Source organism: Streptomyces sp. NPDC049541 (genome assembly GCF_044465725.1).
Taxonomy (GTDB): domain Bacteria; phylum Actinomycetota; class Actinomycetes; order Streptomycetales; family Streptomycetaceae; genus Streptomyces.
The window spans coordinates 103,617-128,126 of the sequence record NZ_JBITLY010000017.1 but is presented as its reverse complement, the minus strand read 5'-3'; the positions used below and the strand labels follow the sequence as shown (position 1 = coordinate 128,126).

The window sequence follows — 24,510 nt, the reverse complement described above, 5'->3', positions numbered from 1 at the left end:
GGCGCAATGCGGCAGACCTTCGGCAGCCACTGCGACGACAGAGAGGGTAGAGGGCATGGCAACGGGATGCGTGCCATATCTGCTCGGTCACGCGGAGATCGCCGCCATCTTCGGCATCGAACGGCAGACATCGCAGAAGTGGCGGACCGATGGGACGTTGCCCACGCCCGATCTGCTGGCCTCCGGGAATCCTTACTGGCTGTTGGCCACAGTGCTGCGACTCGGTGGAGTAGGCGACCGCCAAATCGCCCAGGAACGGCTGGCCGCATATAAGGCCGACATCCCCCATGGCCACGCGGTCAGGGACAAGCAGCACCTGCCTACGATCCTCGGCATCCAGGAGGTAGCCCGCATCCTCGCCTGTGACCGGCAGACGATCTCCCGATGGCGCAACCGACACCAGATCGCCGAGGCCGACCTGGTCCTCTCCGGCTCGCCGTTGTGGCTCCTGGAGACCATCCTGGAGGATGCGCGGCAGCGGCAGCGGACCACGGTCTCCTCCGAGATTACGTTGCTCCGCGAGGGTCGGCGCGCCCCCCAGAAACCTCGCGGTCGCAGGACCAGCGCCCCCGCCGCGCGCCCGACGCGAGAACCAGTGCCTGTCGCACGGACATTCACCAGTGCCGACCACACTGCCGCCGGCGAGTTCCTCACATCGATTCTGGCTCAGGGCTATTCCGTCGTCATCAAGCCTCAGCCCTAACTAACTTCACCACCCACTCAGCACAGCCCTACAGGATCAGCGCCCAGTTGGCTGCCTGCTGTGTTCGCCGACAGCTGCGAGAGAAACACTTGATCGCCTGGTTTCTCATCCATATTATCTCTCATATGTCGATCTTGCCGCATGCCGCTGGAGCCCACTACGCCGACCCAACCCATTCCGCGCCTCAAGCCGTTTCCGCCGATCCCGAACACCGGCCGAGCAGCTGCACCATGAAGGTCGTCTCCTACGGCGGCGGGGTCCAGTCAACGGCGCTGCTCGTACTGGCCGCCCGGGGAGAGGTCGACTTTCGCACCTTCCTCTTCGCCAACGTGGGGGACGACAGCGAGCACCCTGCAACGCTCACTTACGTCCGCAAGATCGCCATCCCGTACGCCGTCCGCGCCGGAATTGAGGTGCACGAGCTCAAGCGGCGTCGGCGCGACGGAGCCACCGAAACGCTCATGCAGCGTCTGAATCGGCCGGACACCCGCTCGATCCCCATCCCGGTGCGCATGGCTAACGGTGCTCCGGGCCGACGGAACTGCACGGCCGACTTCAAGATCAAGGTGATCGGACGGTGGCTCCGGGAGAACGGAGCCGCCACAGATCACCCGGCTGTGGTGGGTATCGGCATATCGCTCGACGAACTCCATCGCGCCAACCGCCGGCGGAGAGAAGCCCACGAGGTCATCGAATACCCCCTCCTCGACCTCGGGCTCCGCCGGGACGACTGCGAGCGCATCATCGCCGAGGCCGGCCTGCCGGTACCGCCCAAGAGCTCCTGCTTCTTCTGCCCCTTCCGCACCGTCGACGCTTGGCGCCACCAGCGTCGCCACGAGCCCGAGTTGTTCGCTCAGTCGGTCCGGCTGGAGGAGACGATCAACCGGCGGCGGACCGCACTCGGGCGGGATGCCGTGTATCTCACGAGGTACGGGATCCCGCTCACTCAAGCCATCCCCGATGAGAGTCCGGGGGAAGCTGACGCCGATGAGGATGAGGGGGCATGCGACTCAGGCTGGTGCATGACCTGATACGTGCCGAGCAGGCCACGACGGGTGGGCTCAAAGCCATGGCTTCGGGCCCATCCGTCGTTTGCCCCTGGCTGCCGACGTGGCCGCCGCGGGCACTGCAGGTGGCGGAATCAGAGCTCGGGCGGCTCGCCGGGGTGAAGGTGGAGAACGGCGAGGTACTCGCCGTAGGGCATCTCTTCATCCACCCAGCGGCTGCCGCCTGAGGCGTCGGGAATCCACATACCGTCGAGAAGGTACTTGTCGTCGAAGACAACAACGCGGTCCTCTTTCACCGCTGCCGCCATCAGCAGCTGGATTCCCAGCAGCAACACTGTGGAGGCTTCCTTGAGCACGCAGACCTCGGCGTGCCCGGTGGGAAAGACCTTCCCGTCCACGTCGCTGTCCGGCTCGGGGATGGCGGCACGGCCCCGGACGGCCATCTCGTGCAGGGCAATCGCCTGGGCCACCGCTGCCGCCACCGGCGTGCCGGCGCCTGGCCCCCCGTCAGGGGCATGCGTCCGCAGATGGTCGGCGACCGCGCGAGCGTGCACTGGCCATGCGGCGGCGTGATGGTGCAGCCGCTGTTCCGCGGCCTCGACGGCCAGTCCAGGCTCCATGGTGCCCGGGTGCAGCAGCCGGACGAATCCTTCAAGTGCTGCGCGCAGGTAGCCGAGACGGATCTGGTGCTGCTGCCACGCCTCCATCATCTCGGTCCAGACGGCGTCGAAGTCGAGGCCCGCCGAACACATGCCGCCGTCGTCATAGGACATGTCGAACGTCACCGTGCGCAAGCCCTGGGCGAGGCGCAGCCACTTGTAGGCCGTGTCCCAGCTGTTCTGCGCCCCGGGGAGGGTGGTGACGGCGGAGGCGTGCTCCACCCAGTCGGTGAGTTCACGGACGTGGTCCTCGGGCTCGGACAGCGCGAGGGTGGACAGCGTGCGGTATGAGGGCAGGCAGGGGCCCTCCATCCGGCTTGTGGTCATGGGTGGAGCGTGGCACACGGCACTGACACTCGCCCCGGTGCCGAGAACCGGTGCGATGCTCAGGTACTGGTTTTGCGGCGTACGAGCCGGTGGCCTCGCAACTCCCGCTCGCAGCGTACAAGTTCGCGCGCCCAGCCCTCTTCCGTGCCGATCAGGTGCGGACTCTCGTAGAGGCCGGCGCGAACCTCGGCCTCCGTGAGCCTCCGGTACTTGGGTGCGTCGGGATCGTCCTCAGCAAGGAACTCGTGCTTACGGTGCAGCAGGGGACGGTTGGTGGAGTCCGCGTACGAGGTGAACGAGGACTTGAGTGTCTTCAGGTCGACCGCGTACGACGCCGCGAGCCGCGGATGGGGGTCCGTGTCGAACTCGGGGTAGTCGAGCCAGCTGACGCCGCGGCCCTGATGGCGGAGCTTGACGACGGACCACTCGCCAGGGCGGCCGGCAGCGATGCTCGCGCACTGCTCGTACAGACGCAGCACGGCCGGGATCCTGTGAAGTGCCCGACGGTGCACGTACAGGGCGGTCGCGGTGAACTTGCCGGCGATCGATCCGTTCATCGCGCGACGGACGTATGCGTCATCGCGCAGCTTGAACAGCAGGCGATCGGCTCGCTGGCACGCCTCGGTGTACGAGGGAAAGAACGCGCGGATGTCCAGTTGGACGGGCAGGGGCAGACTGCTCACGGGGCCTCGGCCATGGAACAGCTCCAGAGCGAGGAACAGCAGCGTATCGAGGGCTCCTCGTTCGGCACTTCTTTCTACCTTCACAGGGTCGGCTTCCTGCTCGGCAAGGCGCTTCAGTTCAGCAGGGCGAAGGTGGCCGAGGAGGCTGATGATGGGCTGCGGCATCTCCTCAAGCTGGGGCATCCGGCCCCGCTGTTCGAGGTGAGCAACGACCGAGGTAATCGCCGAGGCGGTGTCCTCGGACGCCAGCCAGCCCCCGTCAGGGGCGACCTGGCGGGCGAGGTAGCTCAGGCGGGCCGCATCGTCCTTGAAGGCATAGACAATGCCCGGCGCCGCCGACACACAGCGGACGCCAGTAGCCTCTTCAACGTAGTCGCGAAGCTCTCCGGCGGCGTAGAGGTGCTGGAAGGTACGGCGCTGAGTGAGGATGCCGTCGCCGTACTCCGCACCTTTGATCTGGTTGCGCTCCCACCTCAACCGCGCGGATACCACGAGCACGGATTTGGTGAGTTCCCAGGCATGGAGGAGCGTGTCTCGTCGTTCGACGGGATTCTCGATGACGTTCAGGACATAGGTGAGGAGGACCACCTCGGCAGCCCCACGCCGCCCATCGGGGAAATGCACCGGGTCCCAGCCCACGGCATCAAGACCGAGGTTCTGCAATGCCCGTACATCCCCACCGCGTCCGCACCCGTAGTCCAGTACTCCTGTGTCTGGTTTCAACTGGAGGTCGCCAACTGCACGACGGGCCGGTAGCGAGAGGCCGACACGGCCGATGGCGGTCCGATGCCTCTGGCTGCCCCAAAGTTGCTGCGTCATCGGCGTCCCCTGATTCCACGGACGGGCCAGCATGCGACAGCATCAAACCTTACGTGAGACCCGCTCTGGAGGACCGGCTCACGGTGAGCTGCACCAACCAGCTGCCCACGGACGACACAGCGTCAAAGATCCGCTTGGTGGTAGCAGGGATTGCTCGCTGTTCGAATCACCCTCAAGAGAGCATTTCAGGAACATGCCAGCCCCAGGCTAGACGCGCAGAGCGATACATAGCGCACGATCCCCGGTTAGCGGGGATCGTCTGGACTATGGGTGCTCCACCGCCATTCCCTGTCCGCCGCGTCAAAGGGCACCATCAAGATGACAACCCACAACTACACATGCGTGTGGCATGCCTCCGACAGAAGAGGTCTCTACGCCGCGGCGTAGCTGAGGCGGAACAGGTCCTGGGCGCGATCCAGGTCCCGCTCCGTACGCAACTGCAGCTCCAGGTCACCCGTGCCGTGGTGACCGACCTCCGTCACGTCCCGGGTGAAGCCGGGCACCAGGTCGACCGACTTCGGGTCGGCCTTGAGGTAGACGAGGAGCTTGGTCTGCTGCGGCGGGCAGACGCAGGCGAAGTTCCGCAGCCGCTGGTATGCCGCGTACTGCTTGCGCTGGACCCGGGTGACGCCGTCCCCCAGGCCGAGCAGCGCCTCGTCGACCGCCTCCGCCAGCTCCGGCAGGGCCCCGCCCCTATTCCGGGCAGGCGACGTTCCGGCCGCACGCCGGCGCAGCCGCCTGGTGGGCGTGTGCCCCGTGACGGAGGCCACGGTCTCGAGGCCGATGAGGTCGCTGCCGAAGTACCGGTAGCGGACCAGGTCGATCGAGCGCCGGTGCTCGCGTACGGCGTGCGCGTCGTAGCGGGTGAAGTCGCCGGCGACACAGATCAGCCTGGGTGCGCTCCATAGGATCTGGGACGCGGCCGGTGCACCGAGCCGGTCGCGGACCAGGCTCCGGAAGGCGTTCTTGTGGGCCATCAGCCACGCCATGTAGTAGAGGCCCTGGTTGATCACGTCGGCGTCAGTGCCCCGCTTGTACTCCACGATCACCGGTGCGTTGTTCTCATCGAGGCCCAGCGAGTCGATCCGTCCGCCGTCGACACAGTCAATCACGTACTCGCTCGCCAGGAACCTGACGCCCAGCATCGTCTCCATGTGCGCCTCGATGAGGTCCTGCACATCCGCCTCAGCCTCAGCAAGACGCGGCGTGACCTCGGTCACGCCGCTGTTCGTCGTGTGGAACAACTTCAGGCTCGACACCTTCCCCTCCTCGGCTCGAAGATCGAAAACGTCAGGGAGGGCAAGATTGGTTCCGTGAGGTCCTGCGGCGAGTGAAGATGGTGCGACAAGCTACGTGCGGGCCACATGGGTGTCCCAAGGGCCCCGCAACCACATAGATCCCACGGGTACCCGGGCCGGGCGGTCGGAAGCCTGCGTTTACGCAGGTCAGTCGCCGTAGCTCAGCGGATGGAGCGGGGTCGCCAGCACCATAGGGCCGACAATTGCGCCCCGCTGCCACCTCCCACCGGTACCACACCCCTCCACCTACCGCAGTTACCGCCTATTCCAGCGGTTGACGTAGATCACGCTCTTGCAGCGGAACGTGCTCCTTCGCTGCCCTATGGGCGCACGCCGGCGAAGGGGTCGAATCGCTGGATTACGCGAAGGGTTGGGTACTCCCGAAGCCTGAAGCCCTCAAGACGAACGAAAACTCAGCGACCGTGTCTTACCTCGGCACGTCGGCGAACAAGTAGCCGGCCTCTACCAGGGGCGAGATCCCGCTCGGATTGACGCCGTCTGCCGAAGTCTTCGGTCCGGAGACAGGTCAAAGCGCCAGCCTCGGCTTGTTCTGAACAACAGCTCCGGTACGTCTGCCCGGAGGAGAGAATCGATGGCCGGGGCAGGAGCGACAACGGGTGGGGGAAGAGTCATGGCACGGTGGACGGCCAACGAGAAGGAAGCTGCCGAGTGGGCGGAGCGGCTGTTCAAGAAGACGTGCGCGCCCGGGCCGAACGTGCCCGAGCCAACGACGCCGGAAGCGGTCCATGCAGCCATCAAGCGCTTGGCTGAGCTGCCCACCGAAACAGGTGTGATGCAGGACTTGGCGATCGGGGCCCGACGCGCGGCGAAAGGGGTATCCACGGATCGTCTGCAGGGGCTGTCGGAGGTCGTGCAGAATGCGGAGGACCTCGGAGCGACCGAGGTACGGATCCAGGTACGTGAGGCGACCCTGCTGGTGGCCCACAATGGCAAACCGGTCGTGTTGACAGACGTCATTCCGCTGTCGATGCCGTGGCTGACGAGCAAAGCCGAGGACGCGGAGGCCATCGGGCGTTTCGGCATCGGTCTCATGACTCTCTTCCACCTCTCGTCGACAATCGAGGTGCACAGCGGCCACTACCGTCTACGGATCGGCGAATCTGGTCTGAGCCTGGCTCCAGCGTGTCTTCTTCCCCCTGAGCTGGGCGGCGACGAATGGACGGTCTTCCGTGTCCCGCTCACCGAGGAGCCGCTCACCGCATCCGACGTGGACGACTGGCTGGCCTCCTGGGGAAACGAGGCACTGCTCTTCCTGCGTCATGTCGCCGCGGTGATCCACCTCGACAGCCACGGCCGGACTGTGCGGCGTCTTGCGCTGCGACGAGAGGCCGCCAAGCAGTTCACCGCCGAAGTCGCGGGCCAATGCGTATCGGTCGAGGTGGAGGATGTGCGCGATCCCGTCGGCGTGCGCTGGCGGGTCTGCCATGCTGTCGTGGTGTCACCGCCGGGCCTCGAACCTGCGGCGAAGGCTTTCAGAGACACCACTCCCCTGGCCGTGGCCCTTCCGTTGGAACCTGTGGGCACCGCCGCGCCCGTCAGCGAAGCCCGATCTGGGCACGTCCACGTCCGACTCCCCGTGACCCCTCTCGCTCTACCCGTCCGTGTACACGCCGCATTCGATCCCACCCCGAGCCGGCAAGGGCTCCAAGCGACCGCCTGGAACAAGGCGCTCGTACCACGCTTGGCAGATCTGTGGGCAGCAGCGGTAACTGAGCAGTTCCGGCTCGTCCCAGCGTCGTCCTGGCCGATGGTCCCTCTCCCACAGAAGACAAGCCGGCAAGAGCAAGCCGAGGTCGTCGACGCGCTGGAAGCGGCACTGCTGGAGCGGGCCCGTCTGCAGGTCTCTGCGCGTCTACGGGTCGACGTTTCCTGTCAGGAACCCCAGGCGCTTGAGGACCTAGCCCTTGAAGCCGCTGAACTCACCAGCATTCTGACCGAAGCTGAGATCGAGCGGCTCACCGAGCACCCGGCCCTCCCTTACGCCGCGCGGGACTCGGCAGGCCGCTACCGCCAAGTCCTCAAGGACTGGGCGGACCATGGTGCAGTCAAGCCGGTGTCCGTCGACGTGTGGGACGCCCTGGAGCTCCTGGGGGATGAGGGCCGCTCCCTGGAAAGCACCATCGAGCTGGCCGCCGTGGGGGTGGCATCCGGGTGGGCAGACCACCGGCTGTCCTCCTTCGCCTGGCTGGCGGACGAGAGTGGCGCCCGGCACCGGCCCCCCGAATCCGGTGAACTGCGGATCTTCGCCGACCGCCCGGGCAACCTCGCTGAGAGCCTCGGCTTCGCCCACGTCCTGCATCCGGCCTTCCTTGCCGACTCCCCTTCCCCCACCCGCGTACGAGAGTGGTTGGCCAAACGCGATGCTCTGCTGACGGACGGGGACGAGCTCACCGCCCTGCGGCGTCTGGCGAGTTACGGCAAGGCCCGTAAGGACGCACCAGCCTTGCAGCTCACCGACGAGCAACTGCGCAACCTCCAGGACGCCTTCGCCCGGCTCGAAGCTCCCGACCGCTCCCGGCTCGGCGGCGACGTGGGCATGGCCGTCGCACTCCAAGCCCTCAGATATGACTCCGACGGCGGCCGACGCAACGTGTGGGAGTCTCCGGCGAAGTCGTACCTGCCAGCAGGCATCGACCGCGTCGACCGCACTGAGAGCTTCGCCTACGCCGCGGGGAACACCCCGAGCCTCGCCTGGCTGCGCCGGCGCTACAGCGACGTTCTGCGCGGGACCGGCGCCGGTTTGAGCCCCCTCAGCTTTCTCCGGCTGCTGGGAGCCGATTCGGCACCCCGAATCCAGCTGCACCGCCACCGTGAGAAACGGCTCAACCGCCGGGAAGTGCCCGTTCACGCGCCGGGTTCACCGAAGAGCCGCATCGTGAAGATGAATGCGCTCGGCGCTGAGTACACCCTGAACGATCGGGAAACGCCCGATCTGGACGCCGTTGCACACGCGATCGCCGACGAGGCGGACGGAACGGTGCGACGTCAGCGGGCCATCGCCCTCATCCATGTGCTCGGCAGGACCTGGGCCAAGCGGTACGCGGAGCACGAGTCGGTCATGGCCGCCTACGCCTACCGCTCCTGGTATTCCGTGGATACTGTTCCCGGGTTCTGGCTCTGGCGCCTGAAGGAGATCCCGTGGCTCGACAGTGAGAGCGGGAACCCTATGGCGCCTTCGGTCCTGCGCCGACGGACCGAGGCGACTGCCGTGGTGTATGGCGCGGAGGCGGACGGGCTCCTGCACCCGGAGATCCAGTCCGCTGTCGGCCGTCGCGTAGACGTGCTGAAGGCCCTCGGCGTCGGCGGTGAACCCACCACCGCCGACATCGTGGGTCGGCTGCGCCGACTGCGAGACACGGAACGGGAAGGCGGAGGTCGCGACGCATCCGGTGCCCTGCTGCTCTACCGCGCCTTGGCCGCCAAGACGGTTCCCTCCCGCGCCCCTGCAGGCAACCTGTCCCGCGACGACCTCCGACGTGCCTTCACTCAAGGGGACGGACTCGTCCTCACCGACGCGGGATGGAAGACTCCGAACGCGTGCCTGCGCGGCACACCGCTGTTCGGCCGACTCCGTGCCTTCGCCCCCCACTTCACCGGCGGGGAGGCACTGTGGCAAATGCTAGGCGTGCCGGAGCCCGGCGCAGACGATGCCATCGCCGTCATCCGGGAACTCGTGCCATCCAGTCCCGAGGCCAAGCGGAAGGAACCGGACGCGGAGACGCAGACGGTCCTGCTTCAGAGCCTGCAGTTCCTCGAGAGCCTGGCATCCAGCAATCCGGAAGCGCTGAAGGGCAGCCCGCTTCGGCGGCTGCCGCTATGGACGAGCCGCGGCTGGACGAGCCGTCGTCCTGTATACGCCGTGGCGGACGAGGCGGTCGCCGCCTTGCTGGGCGCCGCCCTTGCCGAAAGCGGGAGCGACGCCGCAGTGTGGCGTCCCGGGGCGGAGATGGAGCACTTCCGCGGGCTCATCGACCGGCTCGGCGTCACCGTCGTCGGCCCCGACGACACCGCCCCGCACGTTACTGGGCGCCCCCTCCCTGACCCACACGCCACGGCCCGCCTCGCGGCAGCCGTGGCCCACCTCCGCGAGGATCTCCAACGCAACGATCCCGGCACGGCGCGCGAACTCACCTGCACCTGGGAAGAGCTGGCCAGTCTCCTCGTCTGTGTCGAACCCGGCCTGACGTGCACGGTCACGCTGCCCGGACCGGCCCCTCTGGTCCACTTCCCCATCGAAACAGCAATCGACACGGGACAGGGCGTCATGTATGTCCGATCTACCTCGGCGCTCGCACGCTTCTCCCACGCCGGCCGGACTCTCGCAGGCCGCTTCCGCGCCCGACGACGTGAAGTGGCCTACGCATGGGTGGCAGCCTGGGAACGCGCCGAGGCCGGCCTGTCCGCGATCGACATCACCCGGGCGGAGGACCGCATCAGCGCCCTCAACGAAGCAGCCGACGCGGAAGAGCAACAACGGCTGGCCGCCTTCCACGGTGAGATCCACGAACGCCACAAAAAAGCGCGGGCCAGAACGCCCGGCGACGCCAGGCCCGGAAAACGCCCCGCAGACGCCCAAGTCCCCCGGCCTGTGCACGCCCCGGGGCAGTTCAAAGAACGGCACCTCGTCGACCCCACCGAGCTACGCCCGGTGTTCACGGACTCCTCTATCGTCCCTCAGAACGACCGGTCGCGATCCGAAGCCTCAGGCTCTAGAACCTCCAGCAGCTCAGGCCGTCCCTCGCTCTCCCGCCCAAGCTCAAGTTCAGCAGTTCCTCAGCAGCGGAGCGGAGTGAAGATGTTCACCCCGCAAGAGCAGGAAGGCGCCGCCCTCGCCCTGGTACGGGCGGCTCTGGCACGGGACTCCGAGGAATTGCGGGACCTGCGGGCCCAGCGCGGCGTCGGGGCTGACTCGGTGGACGAGTTGAATCGCTTCTACGAAGTGAAGTCATTCCTGGGGGCGGAGGAGGATTCCGTCTCCTTGACCCCGCACGAATTCGAACGGGCCGCCACCGAGAGCAACTTCTTTCTCGTCGTAGTGTCCGGGCTGCAGCGCGGGGCAGGCATACCGACAACAGTGCGGATCATTCTGGACCCGCTGCGGAAGCTGTCGGTCCGCACCAGCGAATCCGTCACGCTCACCGGTGTCCGGGGATGCGGGAGCCTTCAGATTCCTTTCGAACAGGCGGAATGACGGCAACGCCGGCCCAGAGAGAGGGGAGGCCGGCGCCTGGCATGCGGCCGAGGGATCGCAACATCGGCTTGTCTGCCTACGTCGACGCCAACCACGTGGTGGCCAACGCCCCCTACGGCGGCAGAGGTTGGGGCAAACCCGTTCTGGTGGTCTCCCCACCCTTCGTATGACTTTATTCGGTCAATTCGTGTGATCTTCTTCGGCGTGTCGAGTTGGCCCGGGAGTGTCCTGGAGAGCTTGCGTGAGACGACACATTCGAGGTTCCGGGATTATCTGTGACTGGGGCGCGGAATTGTCTTCAGGGAAGTTCTTGCGGGCCGTTGAGACCGCGACAGTGTGCCGCGTGGAATTTCTACTATCTGCTCACCATCAGAGTAGGGCCGAGCCCCCGTATTCACCGGAGCGACCGTGAATCACCTCTCGCGTCTTCTAGCCGACACGTCGGACGGCATCCTTGACGACACGACCGAGGCTGAGCCTCCATCGACGGCAACCGTCAGCGTCGCCCCGGAAAGGCCCTGCCCCGCCGGAGGTCCGCGAGTGTTCGTGGAATACGTCGTTGTCGACGGGGAGGACGCTCAGGCGCTGACTCAACGTCAAGATGCTGCGATCCGCGAGGTGCTGAAGTGGTTCTACGCCTGCCACAGCGCCCCAGCGGAAGGCGGACAGGCCGAAACGGCCAGCCGTACGCCTTCCCGCGCGGAGAGGGACACCACATGACCGTCACCCCACCTGCCCCCCGGTCGTCCTGGGCACCTCCGGTACCCGGCCGCCCCTGGGCCACCGACGTCCCGGACGCTGCGGCGCCTCCAGTGACTGTCCCGGTTGCCTGGCTCGGTCGAACCTCCACGGAGGACGCCCAGGACCCCACGTTGTCGCTGCCCCGACAGCTGCGCAACGCCAGAGCCGCTCTGCCAGCCGGCTGGCTGATCGTCGCCCACTTCTACGACGTCGAGTCCGGCCGCAAGGAACTGCACGAGCGAGGCAACTCCCTGGCCCACCAGGACTTCAAGATCCCCATCCCGCGCGACGGCAGCCTCACCGATCTCCTCAAGGAGGCCCAGTGCCCTGACCGTCGCTTCGCTGCCGTCATCTGCGAGTCGAGCGAGCGCGTCGCACGGCGCACATACTTCGGCACAAAGATCGAGTACGAGCTGGAGCAGGCCGGAGTCGCCCTGTGCGCCGCTGATGAGCCGATCGTCACCGGCTCAAAGGCGAAACGGGCCACGCCCACGCTCACCCGCCGCGTGAAGCAGGCTGTCTCAGAGTGGTACGTGCTACAGATGCTGGAGCTGTCCTGGGACGGATTCATCGAACACGTCTCCCAGGGCTGGAACGTCGGCAAGCCTCCCTACGGATACCTGGCAGAGAAGGTGCCCCACCCCGTCCCGGCTCGCCGATCCGAGGGCCGTACCAAACACCGGCTCGTCCCCGACCCACCCCGAGCTTCAACAGTCACGCACATCTTCCAGCTTCGTGGGCTGGACAAGCTCGGCTACGACGCGATCACCGACCGTCTAAACCTGGACCTCGTCACCTACCCGCCTCCGGAGCCGACCCGCCACAATGCAGCCCTCGGCCGCTGGAGCGGATCCGCTGTACGAGAGATTCTGCGCAACCCCAAATACACGGGCTATCAGGTTTGGAACCGCCGGGCGACGAAGAAGGGCGGCCGTAACAACGACCCCAGGGACTGGGTTTGGTCGTTGCGACCCACTCACGAACCTCTTGTCACCAAGGAGCTGTTCGACACGGTCTCCATGTGGGCCGCAGCCGCCAGGGATCACGCACCACGAGCGGAGCCAGCGCTCACCCGGCCACCAAACGCTCCTACGTCCTGCGGTCGTACGTAACCTGCGACATCTGTGACCGCCGTATGTTCGGCAAGACCCGCCATGAGATCTCGTACTACGCGTGCCAGCCAGACCCGAATGAACATCGTGACACGCCGTGGTTTCTCGACCACCCCAAGAGTATCTGGATCCGCGAAGAGATCTTGATCGCATCAATTTCAGGCTTCTTCTCTAAGAACTCCTAACAGAATGCTGCAACTTGCCTTGGAATGTTGGTGTCTGATGGGTTGTTAGCCTGGACATGAGAAGGGGTGAGCAGCCGCCGTGGATCGTGCCGGATGGGCTGTGGGAGCGGATCGAGCCGTTGCTGCCGGTTGTGCCGCGCCGAACGGATCACCTGGCCGTGAGCGTCTGGACGACCGGAAAGTGCTGTCGGGCATCCTGTTCGTGCTGTACACCGGCATTCCGTGGGAGTTCTTGCCCCAGGAGCTGGGCTTCGGCTCCGGCATGACCTGCTGGCGGCGTCTGCGTGACTGGAACGACGCGGGCGTCTGGCAGCGGTTGCACGAGTCGCTCCTGGCCGAGCTGAACGCCGCCGGCGCGCTGAACTGGTCGAGGGCGGTGATCGACGGCTCGCACGTCAGGGCGCTTAAAGGCGGCCCAAAACAGGACCGAGCCCGGTCGACCGTGCCCGAACAGGCTCCAAGCACGATCTGATCACCGAAGGGCACTGCATTCCGCTGGCGGTGTCGCTGGCCGGCGGAAACCGAAACGACGTCACCCAGCTCATGCCCCTGCTCCAGGCCGTCCCGCCCGTACGCGGCCGGCGCGGACGGCCCCGACGACGACCGGTCTCGCTCTACGCCGACCGCGGCTACGACCACGACAAGTACCGCAAGCAGGTGCAGGCCCTCGGTATCACCCCGGTCATCGCGCGGCGCGGCGTCGAGCACGGTTCCGGACTGGGCGTGCACCGCTGGGTGGTCGAGCAGAGCTTTGCACTGCTGCACTGGTTCCGCCGACTGCGCATCCGCTGGGAGATCCGCGACGACATCCACGAAGCCTTCCTCAGCCTGGCCTGCGGCATCATCTGCTGGCGACGACTGGTCAACCTCTCACTTTGTTAGGAGTTCTTAGTCCTCATCGGCGCCCAGCAATTCTAGAAGCGCACGGGGATCGGGGGCGTCGGCGGAGTGGTAATCGAGGAGGACCCTGCCCGACGGGGTAGTGAGGGTGAGAGTGCCGACGTGGCGGGCACCGAACCACCACTCCTCGACGACCCGCACGAGCCGGTCGCGGGCCGGTCCCGGGACACCGGTGAGGGGGACCACCACATGGTCGGGTGCCGTGAACCGCAGCTCGCCGACGTGCACGCCAGCATCCATGACGAGCCGGGCCAGCTCCCACAACAGGTCGCGGTCCTCGCGGCGGGGGCCGCAGCGCACGCTGAGGTGGTACATCGTGCGACGCGGTGCCTCCGAGGCCGCTGCAACCTCCCGCGGGGTCTGCCAGGACGGCGGTTCCCCGGACTGCGCGGGCGTCGGCGTGCGCTCCAAAGTGAGGCGTACCCCGGAGTCGCCCTGTGGACCCAACCGGAAGGTCCGCACCGGTCCGTGCGGGACCCGATCGGGGCGGCGTACGGACACCTTCGGATCGCCGGGCTCAGGGGCCGTGTATGTGAGCAGGGCTGAGGGATGCGCGGCGGCCATCAACGGCATCACGCGCTCCTCGGCGTGGCGGCTCGGCTCCGGCTGCCTGATCAAATCCTCGTACAGCAGGCCAAGCCCTTCGCCAGTCAAAGGCAGAACCCAGTGGTCGAGGGCTTCAAGCCACGCCGCGTCGTGTGAGCCGCGGCGGCTCCTGCGGCGCGCCACCCAGGCCGACAGCGCGGCGACGTCACCGGCGTCGGCCTGCGATCCGCGCGTATCTGAGCGCGAGGACAACCACTCGTCGACCCAGTCGACGTCCCCTTGGCGGCAGCGTAGATACGCGACCGCCAGGTCGAAGAGCGGGGACCCGCCAGCCCGGGACCAGGCGGTAGGCAGCGGCCCGGACCACGCCTGTGCGATAGTTCCCGCCCACACGGCCTCGCCGCGGCGTAGGGCCTCCAACAGGGTGTAGCCGGAGTCGGCCACCGGGCGCAGCGCCAGACGGGTACCGGCCAGTCCCTCGACCGGGTCGACGGTTACGGGCACACCGGGTGGCACCACCGTGCAGGAGGGCGCACGATTACCGCCACCCACTTGGACAGCGAGCGGCAGCTCGGCCGTGCCGATCGGGACGACCGCTGGTGTGTCCACCTCCGCGACGGGCAAGGCCGAGGGCGGCAACGGCACCCACCCATCGATGTCGCGCCCAGGCCCCTGCCACAGACACAGCCACCCTCCCGTGCTGCGGCGCCCACGGCCCGACGGCCGCGTCTTCGGAGGAGCGTCCGTCGCGAGACATGCCGTCGGGTCCCCACCGGTCACAAGCGTGCGCCGGAGCGACAAGTACGGTGACCAGCCGCGCAGCAGGAACCGCTCGCCAACGCGCAGCTCTACTGTGTGGGGCCTGTCGGCACACAGCGGAAAACGGTCCAGGATACGGTTGCGGCGGTCCAAGATCTCCGCGGCGCCGACGACTGTGCCCATGTCGGCGGCCGGCACGGTCGGGGCGAGCACAGTGGTCCGTTCCGTGCGGGTACTCACAACTCTCCCACGGTGAGGATGGTTTGGTGGCTCGGCGGGGACAGCCACACGTCGGTGCTGGTCGCGGTGAAGCGGCCGTTGACGAAGTCGGCATCGACGCGGGCCGGACCGCTGGGGCCTTCGCCCTGCCATGGGTCGGAGCCGGGATCACGCTGCTGGATGAGTTGCCCGCTGGGGCGCTCCGAGAGCGTCCACGTGGTTGAGGAGAGCGCGTCACCGGGATTTGTGTCGAAGTGGAACGGCACTGGCGGGCACGCGTCGAACGTGAACAGGGTGCCGCCCTTGGTAGAGCTGAGAAAGGGATCGCACACCTGTCGCGGCTCGTCCGGCGCGCGTAGCCCCCGCCACTCCGTGAGCTTGCGGACGTGCGGCCCGATGGTCTCCGTGGTGACTTCCCATCGCGAGCCCTGCCAAGGTTCGCTCGGCATGCTCAGCGCCTTCAGCACCGCGCGGGTGAACAGCGAGGGCGACTTGAGGCGAGCATACGCGTCGGCGGTGACGTCGGTGGACCGCAGCACCAGCCGATCTCGGCTCCGCGGGGGACCGTCCGGAGACTTGAGTGCCTTGGCGTCGAGGGGCGCCGCCTCACCGAGCGACGAGGGCATGCCGCGGCATGCATCGACGAAGAAGAGTTGCTTCTCGGCGGCGTTGTCCTCCATGCCCAGCACCGTGCGATCCAGGTCAACGGCGTTCCCGAAATACGAGAACAGGCTCTCGCCTGTGTCCTGCAACAGCAGGCCGTGCGGGCCCCGGCCGACCTGGATACCGTGACCGCAGAAGTAGAACAGCGCGACGTTGTCCGCATGGCCGTCGCAGCGCTCGTACCACCGCTCGAAGGCTGCCTGCACCTCGCGCATCACGGCTGGCGTGATCTCCGTTGAACCGTCGTCGCCTGCCAGCCGCACCGGCTCCTCTGCCGAAATCAGCACCTCCAGGCTGCCCAACGGCAACTCCGGGCGGGCGCCCAGCGGACCGAGCAGGGCCTCACACATCGCCGTCGCGGACACGGGCGGCGCCGTCAACTGCGCGAAGTTGCGGCAGTGGTCTTTTCGCTGGGCCTTGGGCCGCTGATGCGTGCCGCCCTTGAACCAGTCGTAGCGCCCCACGCCGATCACGAACGCGTGCAGCGCCGGCCTGTCGATTGCGTTATTCCTGAGCGTTGTCACGAGTGGAGCCCCTCGCGGATCCGGCGGGCCAGCCGGCGATGGAAGTCTGGCGAGGTGAGATAAGCACCGTGCGGCAGCAGGGCCCCGCTGTCGAACACTAGATCCTCGGCGCCGGCGAACACCGGCCCGGCTGCGAACGCCAGCGGATCTCGTACGTCCATGACGTTGATCCACCGCTTCACGTTCTGCAGTGCTGGCACCTTCGCGACCTGAGAAGACGGCACGGCCGGGTCACTGCTGTCGAACAGCTTCAACTCCTCGAACAGCCCGACCTGCGTTCCCACGGTGACGAGCAGGGCGATGGGCACCTCGGGCTGATGGAACGACGAAAGGACGTCGTGGACGATGTTGCCGCCCATGCTGTGGGCCACGACGATCAGCGGATCACCGTTCGCCTGCGCCGCCTTGGCCGCCTTGTCCAGATCCTCAGCCACCAATTTCACGATCTTGCCCGGCTCTTTGGCGCTGCCGCGCCCGGCGAGATACGCGGCGACGTCCGCGAACAACAGCGCGCCCTTCGGCGTGAAGCGCCGGCTTACCGCCATCACACGGCCAGCGACGGTCCTCTTGAGCGTGGCGTTGATCCGCCGCACGGCCGTCCGTAGGGGCCGGGGCACTTGCACGGCGCCGAACCTTTCCAACTCGTCCGGTACGTCCTCCTGCCCGCCGCTTTCCTCGTGCTCTTGCTGCCAGGTGTCGAGTTCTTGCTCCAGGCGATCCAGGAAATCGTCATCGGCCTCGACCTTGCCAAGCCACGCGAAGAACTTGATGCCGTCGCCGCGCCGGCCGTCGCTGGTCTTCCACGCCCAATAGGCCACCGCCAGCGCGCAGAATGCCACCGTCGCGTCCCGCTCCGCGGGCGACTGCGCCTCCACCGATGCTGCCAGCAACTCCAGAGCCCACAACAGCGAAGTCCGCGCGGCCGTCACCAGCACGCACCCCTCCGCGACTTCCGGTGCCATCGCCATGACCCCGTCGACGATCTCCGTGATCGAGTGGTCGCCCACAGGCCCGTCGTCGCCTAGGGATTCGATGCCGTCGAGGCCCAAGCTCGCCCAGTTCCAAGCTGGCGGCGGCAACTCCGCGCCCCAGCGCGGATTCAGGATCGGCGCCTCGGGCGACCGACAGCCCGCCGCTGGCATCAACTCGAGCCGAAACCAGCTGTTGCGCAATTCCGCCTGTGCCTCGTTCTCCGCTCCACGATTCCCGATTCCGTGCACGTGGACCAGCGCCATTGGTCCCCCTCAAGCCTCAGCGAGCCCAGGCCGTCCATTCTGCAACACGGGACACACCTCCCGTGGCGGGTTGACTACCCATCGGGACGCTCCTCTTGATTGAGGAGGCCCTGCCCGGCCCAACACTCGACACCGTTCTCGGCTTCTGCATCCCGCGGGTGCCGCAGTAGAAGTCGTCGCGTGAGCGGCCTCGCATGAAGAGGTCGAACTCGTCGTGGTCGTACGGGAGGAAGACGGGCGTGTCGGGTCCGGCCCGACCGATGACGGCAGTCTGGACCTTGCGGGTGTCTTCCTCGTTGGCGAATGCTGGCACGACACGCTCCAGGGCGATGCGGCAGTGCTGCGGGTTGATCGTGGTGCGCGCTTTGACGACCTGGCGCTCTGACCGGGGCTCAGCTCACCGCGGTCGCCCCCCTTGCCCGCTCGTCAGTCGTTTCCGTCATCGTGCGGCAGCACACCTTCCGCTCTTGGGATGGGAACGTAGCCGCCGTCGGCTCGAATGCTCGCGACGAGCTTCCCGAGTTCGGCCAGGGTGTCCTCGCCGAGCAGCGAAGGGTTCGCCTCGAGCATCAACGCGACGTGCTCCCTGATGCGCTGAGGCGTGAGGTCCTCCGTCGCCCCCAGCTCCACCGGACCGTCCTCTCCTTCTTCCACGACCCGGGCGTTGCGCACCAACCGTAGCTGCTCATCGCTGTATATCCGGGCCATCAGAGCCGCAGTGAACCGCTTCCGCGCCTCCGCGCCGCTCATGGTCGTCCGCTGATCGCTTGAAACGGTGACGACTTCCTGCAGGTCCTCCGCGACCTCAGCCCGGCGGTCTCTCGTGCGGCTTCGCACCACGCTGCTCCACTGCGCTTTCACGGACGGGAGCGCTTGGTCGTTCCACTTCGCCTTCGCTGCCGGAAGCGCTTGTTGGTACCACCACTTCCTGACGTGCGGCGCGGCCTTCTCCACCACTCTGAAGCCGATCTGGACGAGCACCTCGGCGACGAACTCCGCGTTCTCTCGACGCTCCTGCGCTCGGGCCTCCGACTCGTGCCGGTCAGAGTCGAGCCGACCCTGCGGGTACGCCGCCACCGGATCCGGCTCGTTCTCCTTCAAGAAGATCTCGGCTTGACCCACCTGATTGGTGTCGGGGTCACGTGTCATGCCGCGATGAGCGCCCTCAGTCTTCCTCGACCGCGCGAGACACGTGCCTTTCCGGACTCTGACAATGGCCTCGTACTCGTCGTACTCGCTGCTGTCCATGCCCCACCTTCGACCTGCAGGACCCCTTGCGTCCGCCGCCCGTGCCCCCGGGAGCGGCGCCCCCGACACTGTACGTCCGGCCGCCGACCGTCCGGCGGATCGCCAGATGTGGCCCGGTGATCCGGGTTCGGAGCAGCCCCTCAGTTCGGTGACCGTCACCGGCGGGATCTTCGGACCAGGACGGCTCACACCCAACTAACGCCGCCGACTCAGGACACTAGGGTGCGCCCATGCTCAACGACGCCACCGTTCAACGAGCCACAGCCGAACTGCTCTCCGCACCCCAGACCCTCGATCGCGCGGCCCGCGCCCTGCCCACGACCGCAGGGGTGTACGCCTGGTGGGCGCCGCCCGAGGTCCTGGACTTCTTCCCCGGACCGGTCAATACCGGCGATGCCGGACTGCGGCTGCTCTACCTGGGCAAGGCCCGCCGGCTGCGGTCCCGCGTCGCCTCCAACCACCTGAGGGACTCCGGACGGTCCACCCTGCGTCGAACCCTGGCCGGACTCCTCATGCCCGCCGAGAGCTACCGCACCACCTGGACCGACCGTGTCGTCCTGATTCCCCAGGACGAACAGCGCCTTACCCATTGGATGCACCATCACCTCACCCTCACCTGGACCGAGTACCCCGATCCCCTCCCGCTGGAGAAGGAACTGATCTCCCAACTGCACCCGCCGCTGAATGTCGAAGGAGCGGAACATGGCACCTACCGGGACCGCGTTAAGCAGGCGCGAGCCTTCTACCATGCCAGTGCCGGCCCCCGGCCGGACAAGTAGCCGACTTTTGCTGAGCGGCCCAAAGAGACAAGGACTGGCAAGAGGGACCGCCAGGATCATCCGCTGGCGCCGAGTCCGAGAGACAACTCTGAGGGCCGACGGCAGCCTGACTTGCGCCGGGCGCGAGAGCGGGCAATCCGCTCCAGTCGGATGCTGCCCGGAATATACACACGTTCATTACCGACCAGGAGAAACCGCTCGAACAATCTATCTGCGGCGAGGATCATGGCGGGATGGCTGCGTACCTGTATGACCGGCTGGTGACGGAGGACGAATACCGTCAGCGCATCCGGCGTCATCGCCCCAGCTCGCTGCTGCCCCTGATCGCCGCAGCGGCGGCACGCTACAGCACGCCCGAGCGGCCACAGCCCTGGCTGGAAAGTCCCTCTCTGAAGTACACACCCTGGGCGCTGGCTGACGCGGCCCGCGTCAGCCTGGCCTACGGCACCGAGCACCTGCGCTCCGAAGCCACCGAACGCGATCTACTGGAGATCCTGGCCGCGTACTCCAGTCTGAAAGAGCCGACCCTGCACGGCACCGACGAGGACGCAGTCCGCCTGAGGGACTTCATGATGCGCCTGAGCGGTGAGCAGATGGCCTTCCAAGCCCCGGAGTTCGTCAGCCTCGCCCGTTCCGCGGCGCTGTACCTGCAGACTCCGTTCCCCGCACGCCGGCAGCCCCGCTGCATGGCCCCCGGCTGGGACACCGAGGTGTTCGGCTGCCCACTGCCCGACTACGTCGGCACCGCCCAGCTGCTATGGGGATGTGCGTTGTTCAATGCCGGGCGTTTCGATCCTGCTATCTACGACAGCCCGGACGGGGAGAAGTTCAACCGCATTGTCAGCCGGGACACAGCCCTGCGCGTCGCCGAACGCCACTTCGCCACCGATGTAGCCTCCGTCAAAGCAGCCGAGAAGCGGATCACGCAGAACCTGGCGCGAGTGGCCGGCGGCAATGCGGCCCAGCTGCGGCGCTTCACCTACAACCCGCTGCTCGGCCGGCCTGCGGTCACCGGCTTCGGACCCGGCCTGCTGTGCCCCTCACCCCAGCTGGTCTGGCGCAAAGCAACCCCGCCCGGCATCTACCACACAGGACGTGAACACTTCGGACCCGACTTCCTCCAGGAGACCGGCTACCTCTTCGAGGAGTACGTCGGCCGCCAGCTCCGCCTGATACCGGACACCGATGTCCTCCCGGAGATCACCTACCGGGTCAAGCGGAACGAACTGCAAAGCGTCGACTGGTTCGTCATCTTCGACGACCTGGTGCTGCTCGTGGAGGTCAAGTCCATGATGCCGACCGAGAACGCCCGCCTCGGCCTGGAACTTGGCGTCGCCGAGACCGACAGCAAACTCGCCCGCGCCTTCCGCCAGGTCAACGCCACCTCGGCCCAGATCGACCAGCGCCATCCGGCATTCGCCGTGATTCCGACCGACCGTCCACGCCAGGCACTGATCGTCACCCTTGAACCATTCCCCGTCGCCAACGCCAACCTGCCCCACCTCGACCTGCCCACCGCCGACATCCCGACAACGGTCGTCGCAGCCCACGAAGTCGAACGCCTGGTGACCCTCACCGACACCACACCCAGCTCTCTGCTCCTGGACCGGGCGGCCGACCCCGAGCGCTCCACATGGGCGCTCAACGAATGCCTGAACGGGCACGAGATCTCCCTCAACCCGATCCTCGTCCAGGGATGGGCGTCCTACCCTTGGGCCAGCGGCCGACTGGAACCGGGGCCAAGGACCGTCCTCTGAGCGGTGGCGACGGGGCAGTTGGGGCCGGTGGCCCGGCTCGCGGAGCGGGCTCACGAGTACGGCTGCACGTCCTGTGCTCCTATTGGCCCGTCGGCGACTTCCCTGGTGAGCCTCCGCCGATCAAGCGGCACGGAGACGTAGGCATCCATGCCCGCTGTGGCCAGGGGATGGAGGGGAGCCGTCTCAAGATCGCCGTGCAGGCGCAGCAGTACATGGTCGTCACCGACCAGGCAGTCGGTGAACGGAAGGGTGTGCGACAGCAGGCGGGCGAAATCGTCGCAGGCCGCCCGGACGTCCACCTTGTCGAGGCCGAGCCAGACGTGCAGCGTGCCGTCCTGAACCGTCAGCTCGACGTCGATTCGGGTGCCGGCCGCCTCGGCGGCTTCGCCGCACCACGTCAGGGTCTCGTCCAGCGCGCCGAGGTGGACGGGAAGCGGGCGGAAGACGTCCTGACGCATGTCATCGCGGACCGTGACGCCGGTGGCCGGGGCCTGGTCGCGCCACCAGTCCTGCACGATGTCTCGGACCGAGGCGGCCTGCGGCCCGTTGCTCAGCGCTCGCCGTACGGCGTCCGTCGCGTTTCGCCGGACCACGCTCGCGGCGTCGGGCCCGGGGGCTGCGGCCATGCGGCGCAGGAGCGAGCCGGGCCCGATTCGCGTGTCGTCGAGCACCTTCCGGTAAAGCTCGCACAGAGCGTCCGGTACGGCCGGGCCGTCCGGCCCAAGCAGGAGGCGGACGCGTTCTGCCCAGGCAAGAAACGCCTCGGTATCGCCGGTGGTGAGGAGAACGGTGCCGAGGTCGCCGCGGGCGAGCATCCGGGCGCGCTGCCGTTCCGTCGGCCGGCCCAGGCCATCGAGCTGGGCCCGCAGGAGGAAGACGAGCAGGTCCCGTTCCGGGGCGGGAAGATCGTCGACGGCACCGTTGACGGGAGTGGCGAGGATGTCGAGGACGGCCTCGGCGGTCGCCTTCTTCGCCTCCGGCTTTCCGGGGGTTCCAGGCAGACGCTCGGTCCACTGGTGGACCCGGCCCTGAGCGTCCCGCAGCCTGATCGTGGCGGTGAAGCTCTTCAGGTGGTCTGGCCCCGAGACGTCGTACGTGTACTCGTGGTCGATGCCGTATGTGGTGGCCATGGCGGCAAGGATGGTCACCGGGTCGTGCTGGTGTTCCAGGCCGGTGAGCCAGTCGTCCAGGATGACGGGCCGACGCCTAAGCAGCCGATGCCCGTGGATGCGCCAGGCCGCTGCGACAACCGCCTGGGTGGCGTCCGATACCGCTGTGCGGCTCTGTCCGCTCTCACCGCGGCTCGTCAACAGCCCTTCCGCGAGCTGGAGGCTCGCACCGAGCCGGGCGGTGTCGTCGTCAGAAGTGGTGAGGATGCGTGCCTCGTCCTCGTCGGGGGTGAGGCTGTGTGCGAGGGCCTGGCGGACGCGGATGTGGGCGGCGAGGTGGTTCACCACGTGCGAGCCGTGGTGGGCGAGGAGGTGGTTGTCGCGCTGGCGGGCGGCGGTAACCGCCGACTGGTTCTCGTGGACCCAGGAGGCATGGGTGAGGGCCTGGACGAGGAGCCCGTCCGCGCGATGGCCGAGTTCGAACATGGTCGCCAGGTCGCTCACGGCGTCTCTGTGTCGGTTGCCCGGCTGCGCGTACGGCAGCGGCGACGCTGCTGGCAGGGTCGCGGGTTCCGCCTTCCGCTCGGCGCCCGCCGCCCTGGCCACCTGCGGGTATGCGTCGAGCAGTGCTCGTGCCGCCGCTGCCCGCGCCGCCTTCTTGGACTGACCGGTGCCTTCCGCCGTGCGGCCGGTTCCGGTGCGGACGGTGGCGCGGAAGACCTTGCGGTGGTCCGGGCCCTCCTCGTTGTAGTCGTAGGTCAGTCCTTCCTTGTGGAAGGCCGTTTGCGCCAGGGTGACGGGATCGGCTCCCGTCTCCACGGACGGGCGGTCGAGGTCGGGCCACACGGAGGCGACCAACCCCCGGGCGATCTCGTGCTCACCGCAGAGGCTGAGCACGCCGAGGATCTGCCGGGCCACTCCTTCGAAGACGGATCTGGCGGGTTGCTGCGCCTCCCCCGCGCCCATGCGCACCAGGCCCTGCTTGGTGGCCCAGGCGCCGAGCGCGAGGTCGGCGGCGGCGCGTCGACGGGCGTGTTCGCTCGACTGTTCGCCCGCCTTCCGAGGGGTCGCCCGTCGCACGTAAGCGTCGAGCAGGATCACGTCGAGCGCGGTGGCACCGAGCCGATCGAACAGGCCGAGCACGTGCGGTGAGACCTGGTCGGCGTAGTGGCTCTCGTAGAGGTGACTGCGGTGTTCGGCGGCCAGACCGAGCCAAGCGGTGACCTCGGCGTCGGCGTCCCATCCGCGCACGGCCTTCCCCACGGCCTCGCAGACCTCTTGCCCGTAAGTGCCCACCAGCGACACGGACGGCTCGCACAGCGCCGGGTACGTGACGTCGTGGACGTCGAGTCGCCGTTCGGCGCGGGAGTAAGGCCGGACCGGCTCGGGCGACGGACGCTGCCCGGCCGCGGGCGTGGCTGACCGCGCCGGCCGGGCCGGGCGGGTGACTTCGGGCGGTGTGGTCCGGCCCCGGCGGGTGGACGTCGGGCGCTGGTGGGCAGGACGCGAGACGGTGCGCCGAGGGGCCTCTTGCACCCTCCGCCCGCCGGTCGGCGGTGTGCCGGACCTGCCATCCAGGAGGTTCTGAAGTTCCTTGGCGAGCCAGGAGGGCAGGCCCGTTGGGGGGTGGCCGCCGTCGAAGAAGTCGCTGGCCAGGTCGATGCAGTACGCGTACCGCTCCCACTCGTGGTGGCGCGCATGCTCCTGACCGAGCGTGCGCAGCACCGACCGCATCCGCGCGTACGGCACCGTCTGGTCGGCCAGTTGGTACGACGTCCGGTTCCGCGCGGCGTCGATGGCGAGCGCGATGCGGTGCACGGGTGTCGGCGGCGCGGTCTCGCGCAGTGACACGATGCCGACCCAGCGGTTCATGGCCCTCCCCCTGCCGGGCGACGCGGCCCTGCCCGGCCACAGCACGCACTCCCAGACGGCGTCGGTACAGAGTGCCCCGGTGCTTGCGTACGGGCGGCGGCCTGCCCCCGGTCCTGCTGTCCTTCCTCCCGCCGCGTCTCCCGGGGCTCCCGG

Annotated in this window: 14 protein-coding genes and 1 pseudogene; 7 read left to right on the top strand and 8 right to left on the bottom strand. The window is 67.6% G+C overall.

What is annotated here, in order from left to right:
- The first annotated feature begins 70 nt into the window (after positions 1–70).
- Complete coding sequence (locus tag ACIBW9_RS39680; protein ID WP_398962860.1) at positions 71–703, top strand: hypothetical protein; 633 nt, start codon at positions 71–73, stop codon at positions 701–703.
- Positions 704–933: 230 nt separating this feature from the next.
- On the top strand, positions 934–1,734 hold the full coding sequence (locus tag ACIBW9_RS39675) for a phosphoadenosine phosphosulfate reductase (protein ID WP_398962858.1): 801 nt from the start codon (positions 934–936) through the stop codon (positions 1,732–1,734).
- Positions 1,735–1,844: 110 nt separating this feature from the next.
- On the opposite strand, the gene ACIBW9_RS39670 is transcribed toward ACIBW9_RS39675, so the two are convergent.
- From ACIBW9_RS39670 to ACIBW9_RS39660, 3 genes are all read right to left on the bottom strand, one after another.
- The gene (locus ACIBW9_RS39670) at positions 1,845–2,696 is read right to left on the bottom strand and encodes a hypothetical protein (protein WP_398962855.1); all 852 of its coding nucleotides are present in this window, start codon (positions 2,694–2,696) and stop codon (positions 1,845–1,847) included.
- 59 nt (positions 2,697–2,755) lie between these two features.
- Entirely contained in the window at positions 2,756–4,198 is a 1,443-nt protein-coding gene (locus tag ACIBW9_RS39665) for a DNA phosphorothioation-associated putative methyltransferase (protein ID WP_398962852.1), read from the bottom strand.
- A gap of 371 nt (positions 4,199–4,569) precedes the next feature.
- Positions 4,570–5,457, bottom strand: coding sequence for an endonuclease NucS domain-containing protein (locus ACIBW9_RS39660; RefSeq protein ID WP_398962850.1), 888 nt, complete (start codon positions 5,455–5,457; stop codon positions 4,570–4,572).
- A 670-nt stretch (positions 5,458–6,127) separates the two neighbouring features.
- Here ACIBW9_RS39660 and ACIBW9_RS39655 point away from each other — a divergent pair.
- From ACIBW9_RS39655 to ACIBW9_RS39645, 3 genes and pseudogenes are all read left to right on the top strand, one after another.
- Positions 6,128–10,708, top strand: a complete 4,581-nt coding sequence (locus ACIBW9_RS39655; protein ID WP_398962847.1) for a sacsin N-terminal ATP-binding-like domain-containing protein — start codon at positions 6,128–6,130, stop codon at positions 10,706–10,708.
- A gap of 872 nt (positions 10,709–11,580) precedes the next feature.
- Positions 11,581–12,561 carry a recombinase family protein gene (locus tag ACIBW9_RS39650; protein ID WP_398962844.1) on the top strand — a complete coding sequence of 327 codons (981 nt, stop codon included), beginning with the start codon at positions 11,581–11,583 and terminating at the stop codon, positions 12,559–12,561.
- Between the two features lie 241 nt (positions 12,562–12,802).
- Positions 12,803–13,628: pseudogene (locus tag ACIBW9_RS39645) on the top strand (IS5 family transposase).
- Between the two features lie 6 nt (positions 13,629–13,634).
- Here the strand turns inward: ACIBW9_RS39645 and ACIBW9_RS39640 are convergent.
- From ACIBW9_RS39640 to ACIBW9_RS39625, 4 genes are all read right to left on the bottom strand, one after another.
- Positions 13,635–14,696: a hypothetical protein gene (locus ACIBW9_RS39640; RefSeq protein WP_398962842.1), complete on the bottom strand. Its 1,062-nt coding sequence runs from the start codon at positions 14,694–14,696 to the stop codon at positions 13,635–13,637.
- 491 nt (positions 14,697–15,187) lie between these two features.
- Positions 15,188–16,357 carry a caspase family protein gene (locus ACIBW9_RS39635; protein WP_398962840.1) on the bottom strand — a complete coding sequence of 390 codons (1,170 nt, stop codon included), beginning with the start codon at positions 16,355–16,357 and terminating at the stop codon, positions 15,188–15,190.
- Positions 16,354–17,592, bottom strand: a complete 1,239-nt coding sequence (locus ACIBW9_RS39630) for a hypothetical protein (protein ID WP_398962837.1) — start codon at positions 17,590–17,592, stop codon at positions 16,354–16,356. The genes ACIBW9_RS39635 and ACIBW9_RS39630 overlap by 4 nt, the downstream gene beginning before the upstream one ends.
- A 426-nt stretch (positions 17,593–18,018) precedes the next feature.
- Positions 18,019–18,840 carry a hypothetical protein gene (locus ACIBW9_RS39625; protein ID WP_398962834.1) on the bottom strand — a complete coding sequence of 274 codons (822 nt, stop codon included), beginning with the start codon at positions 18,838–18,840 and terminating at the stop codon, positions 18,019–18,021.
- Between the two features lie 230 nt (positions 18,841–19,070).
- On the opposite strand from ACIBW9_RS39625, the gene ACIBW9_RS39620 reads away from it, so the two are divergent.
- Positions 19,071–19,619 (top strand): GIY-YIG nuclease family protein, encoded by a 549-nt coding sequence (locus ACIBW9_RS39620; protein ID WP_398962832.1) that lies wholly within the window; start codon positions 19,071–19,073, stop codon positions 19,617–19,619.
- A gap of 233 nt (positions 19,620–19,852) precedes the next feature.
- Positions 19,853–21,376 carry a hypothetical protein gene (locus ACIBW9_RS39615; RefSeq protein ID WP_398962829.1) on the top strand — a complete coding sequence of 508 codons (1,524 nt, stop codon included), beginning with the start codon at positions 19,853–19,855 and terminating at the stop codon, positions 21,374–21,376.
- A gap of 50 nt (positions 21,377–21,426) precedes the next feature.
- Here the strand turns inward: ACIBW9_RS39615 and ACIBW9_RS39610 are convergent, their stop codons facing one another.
- Positions 21,427–24,357 carry a putative dsRNA-binding protein gene (locus ACIBW9_RS39610; RefSeq protein WP_398962827.1) on the bottom strand — a complete coding sequence of 977 codons (2,931 nt, stop codon included), beginning with the start codon at positions 24,355–24,357 and terminating at the stop codon, positions 21,427–21,429.
- Positions 24,358–24,510: the final 153 nt, after the last annotated feature.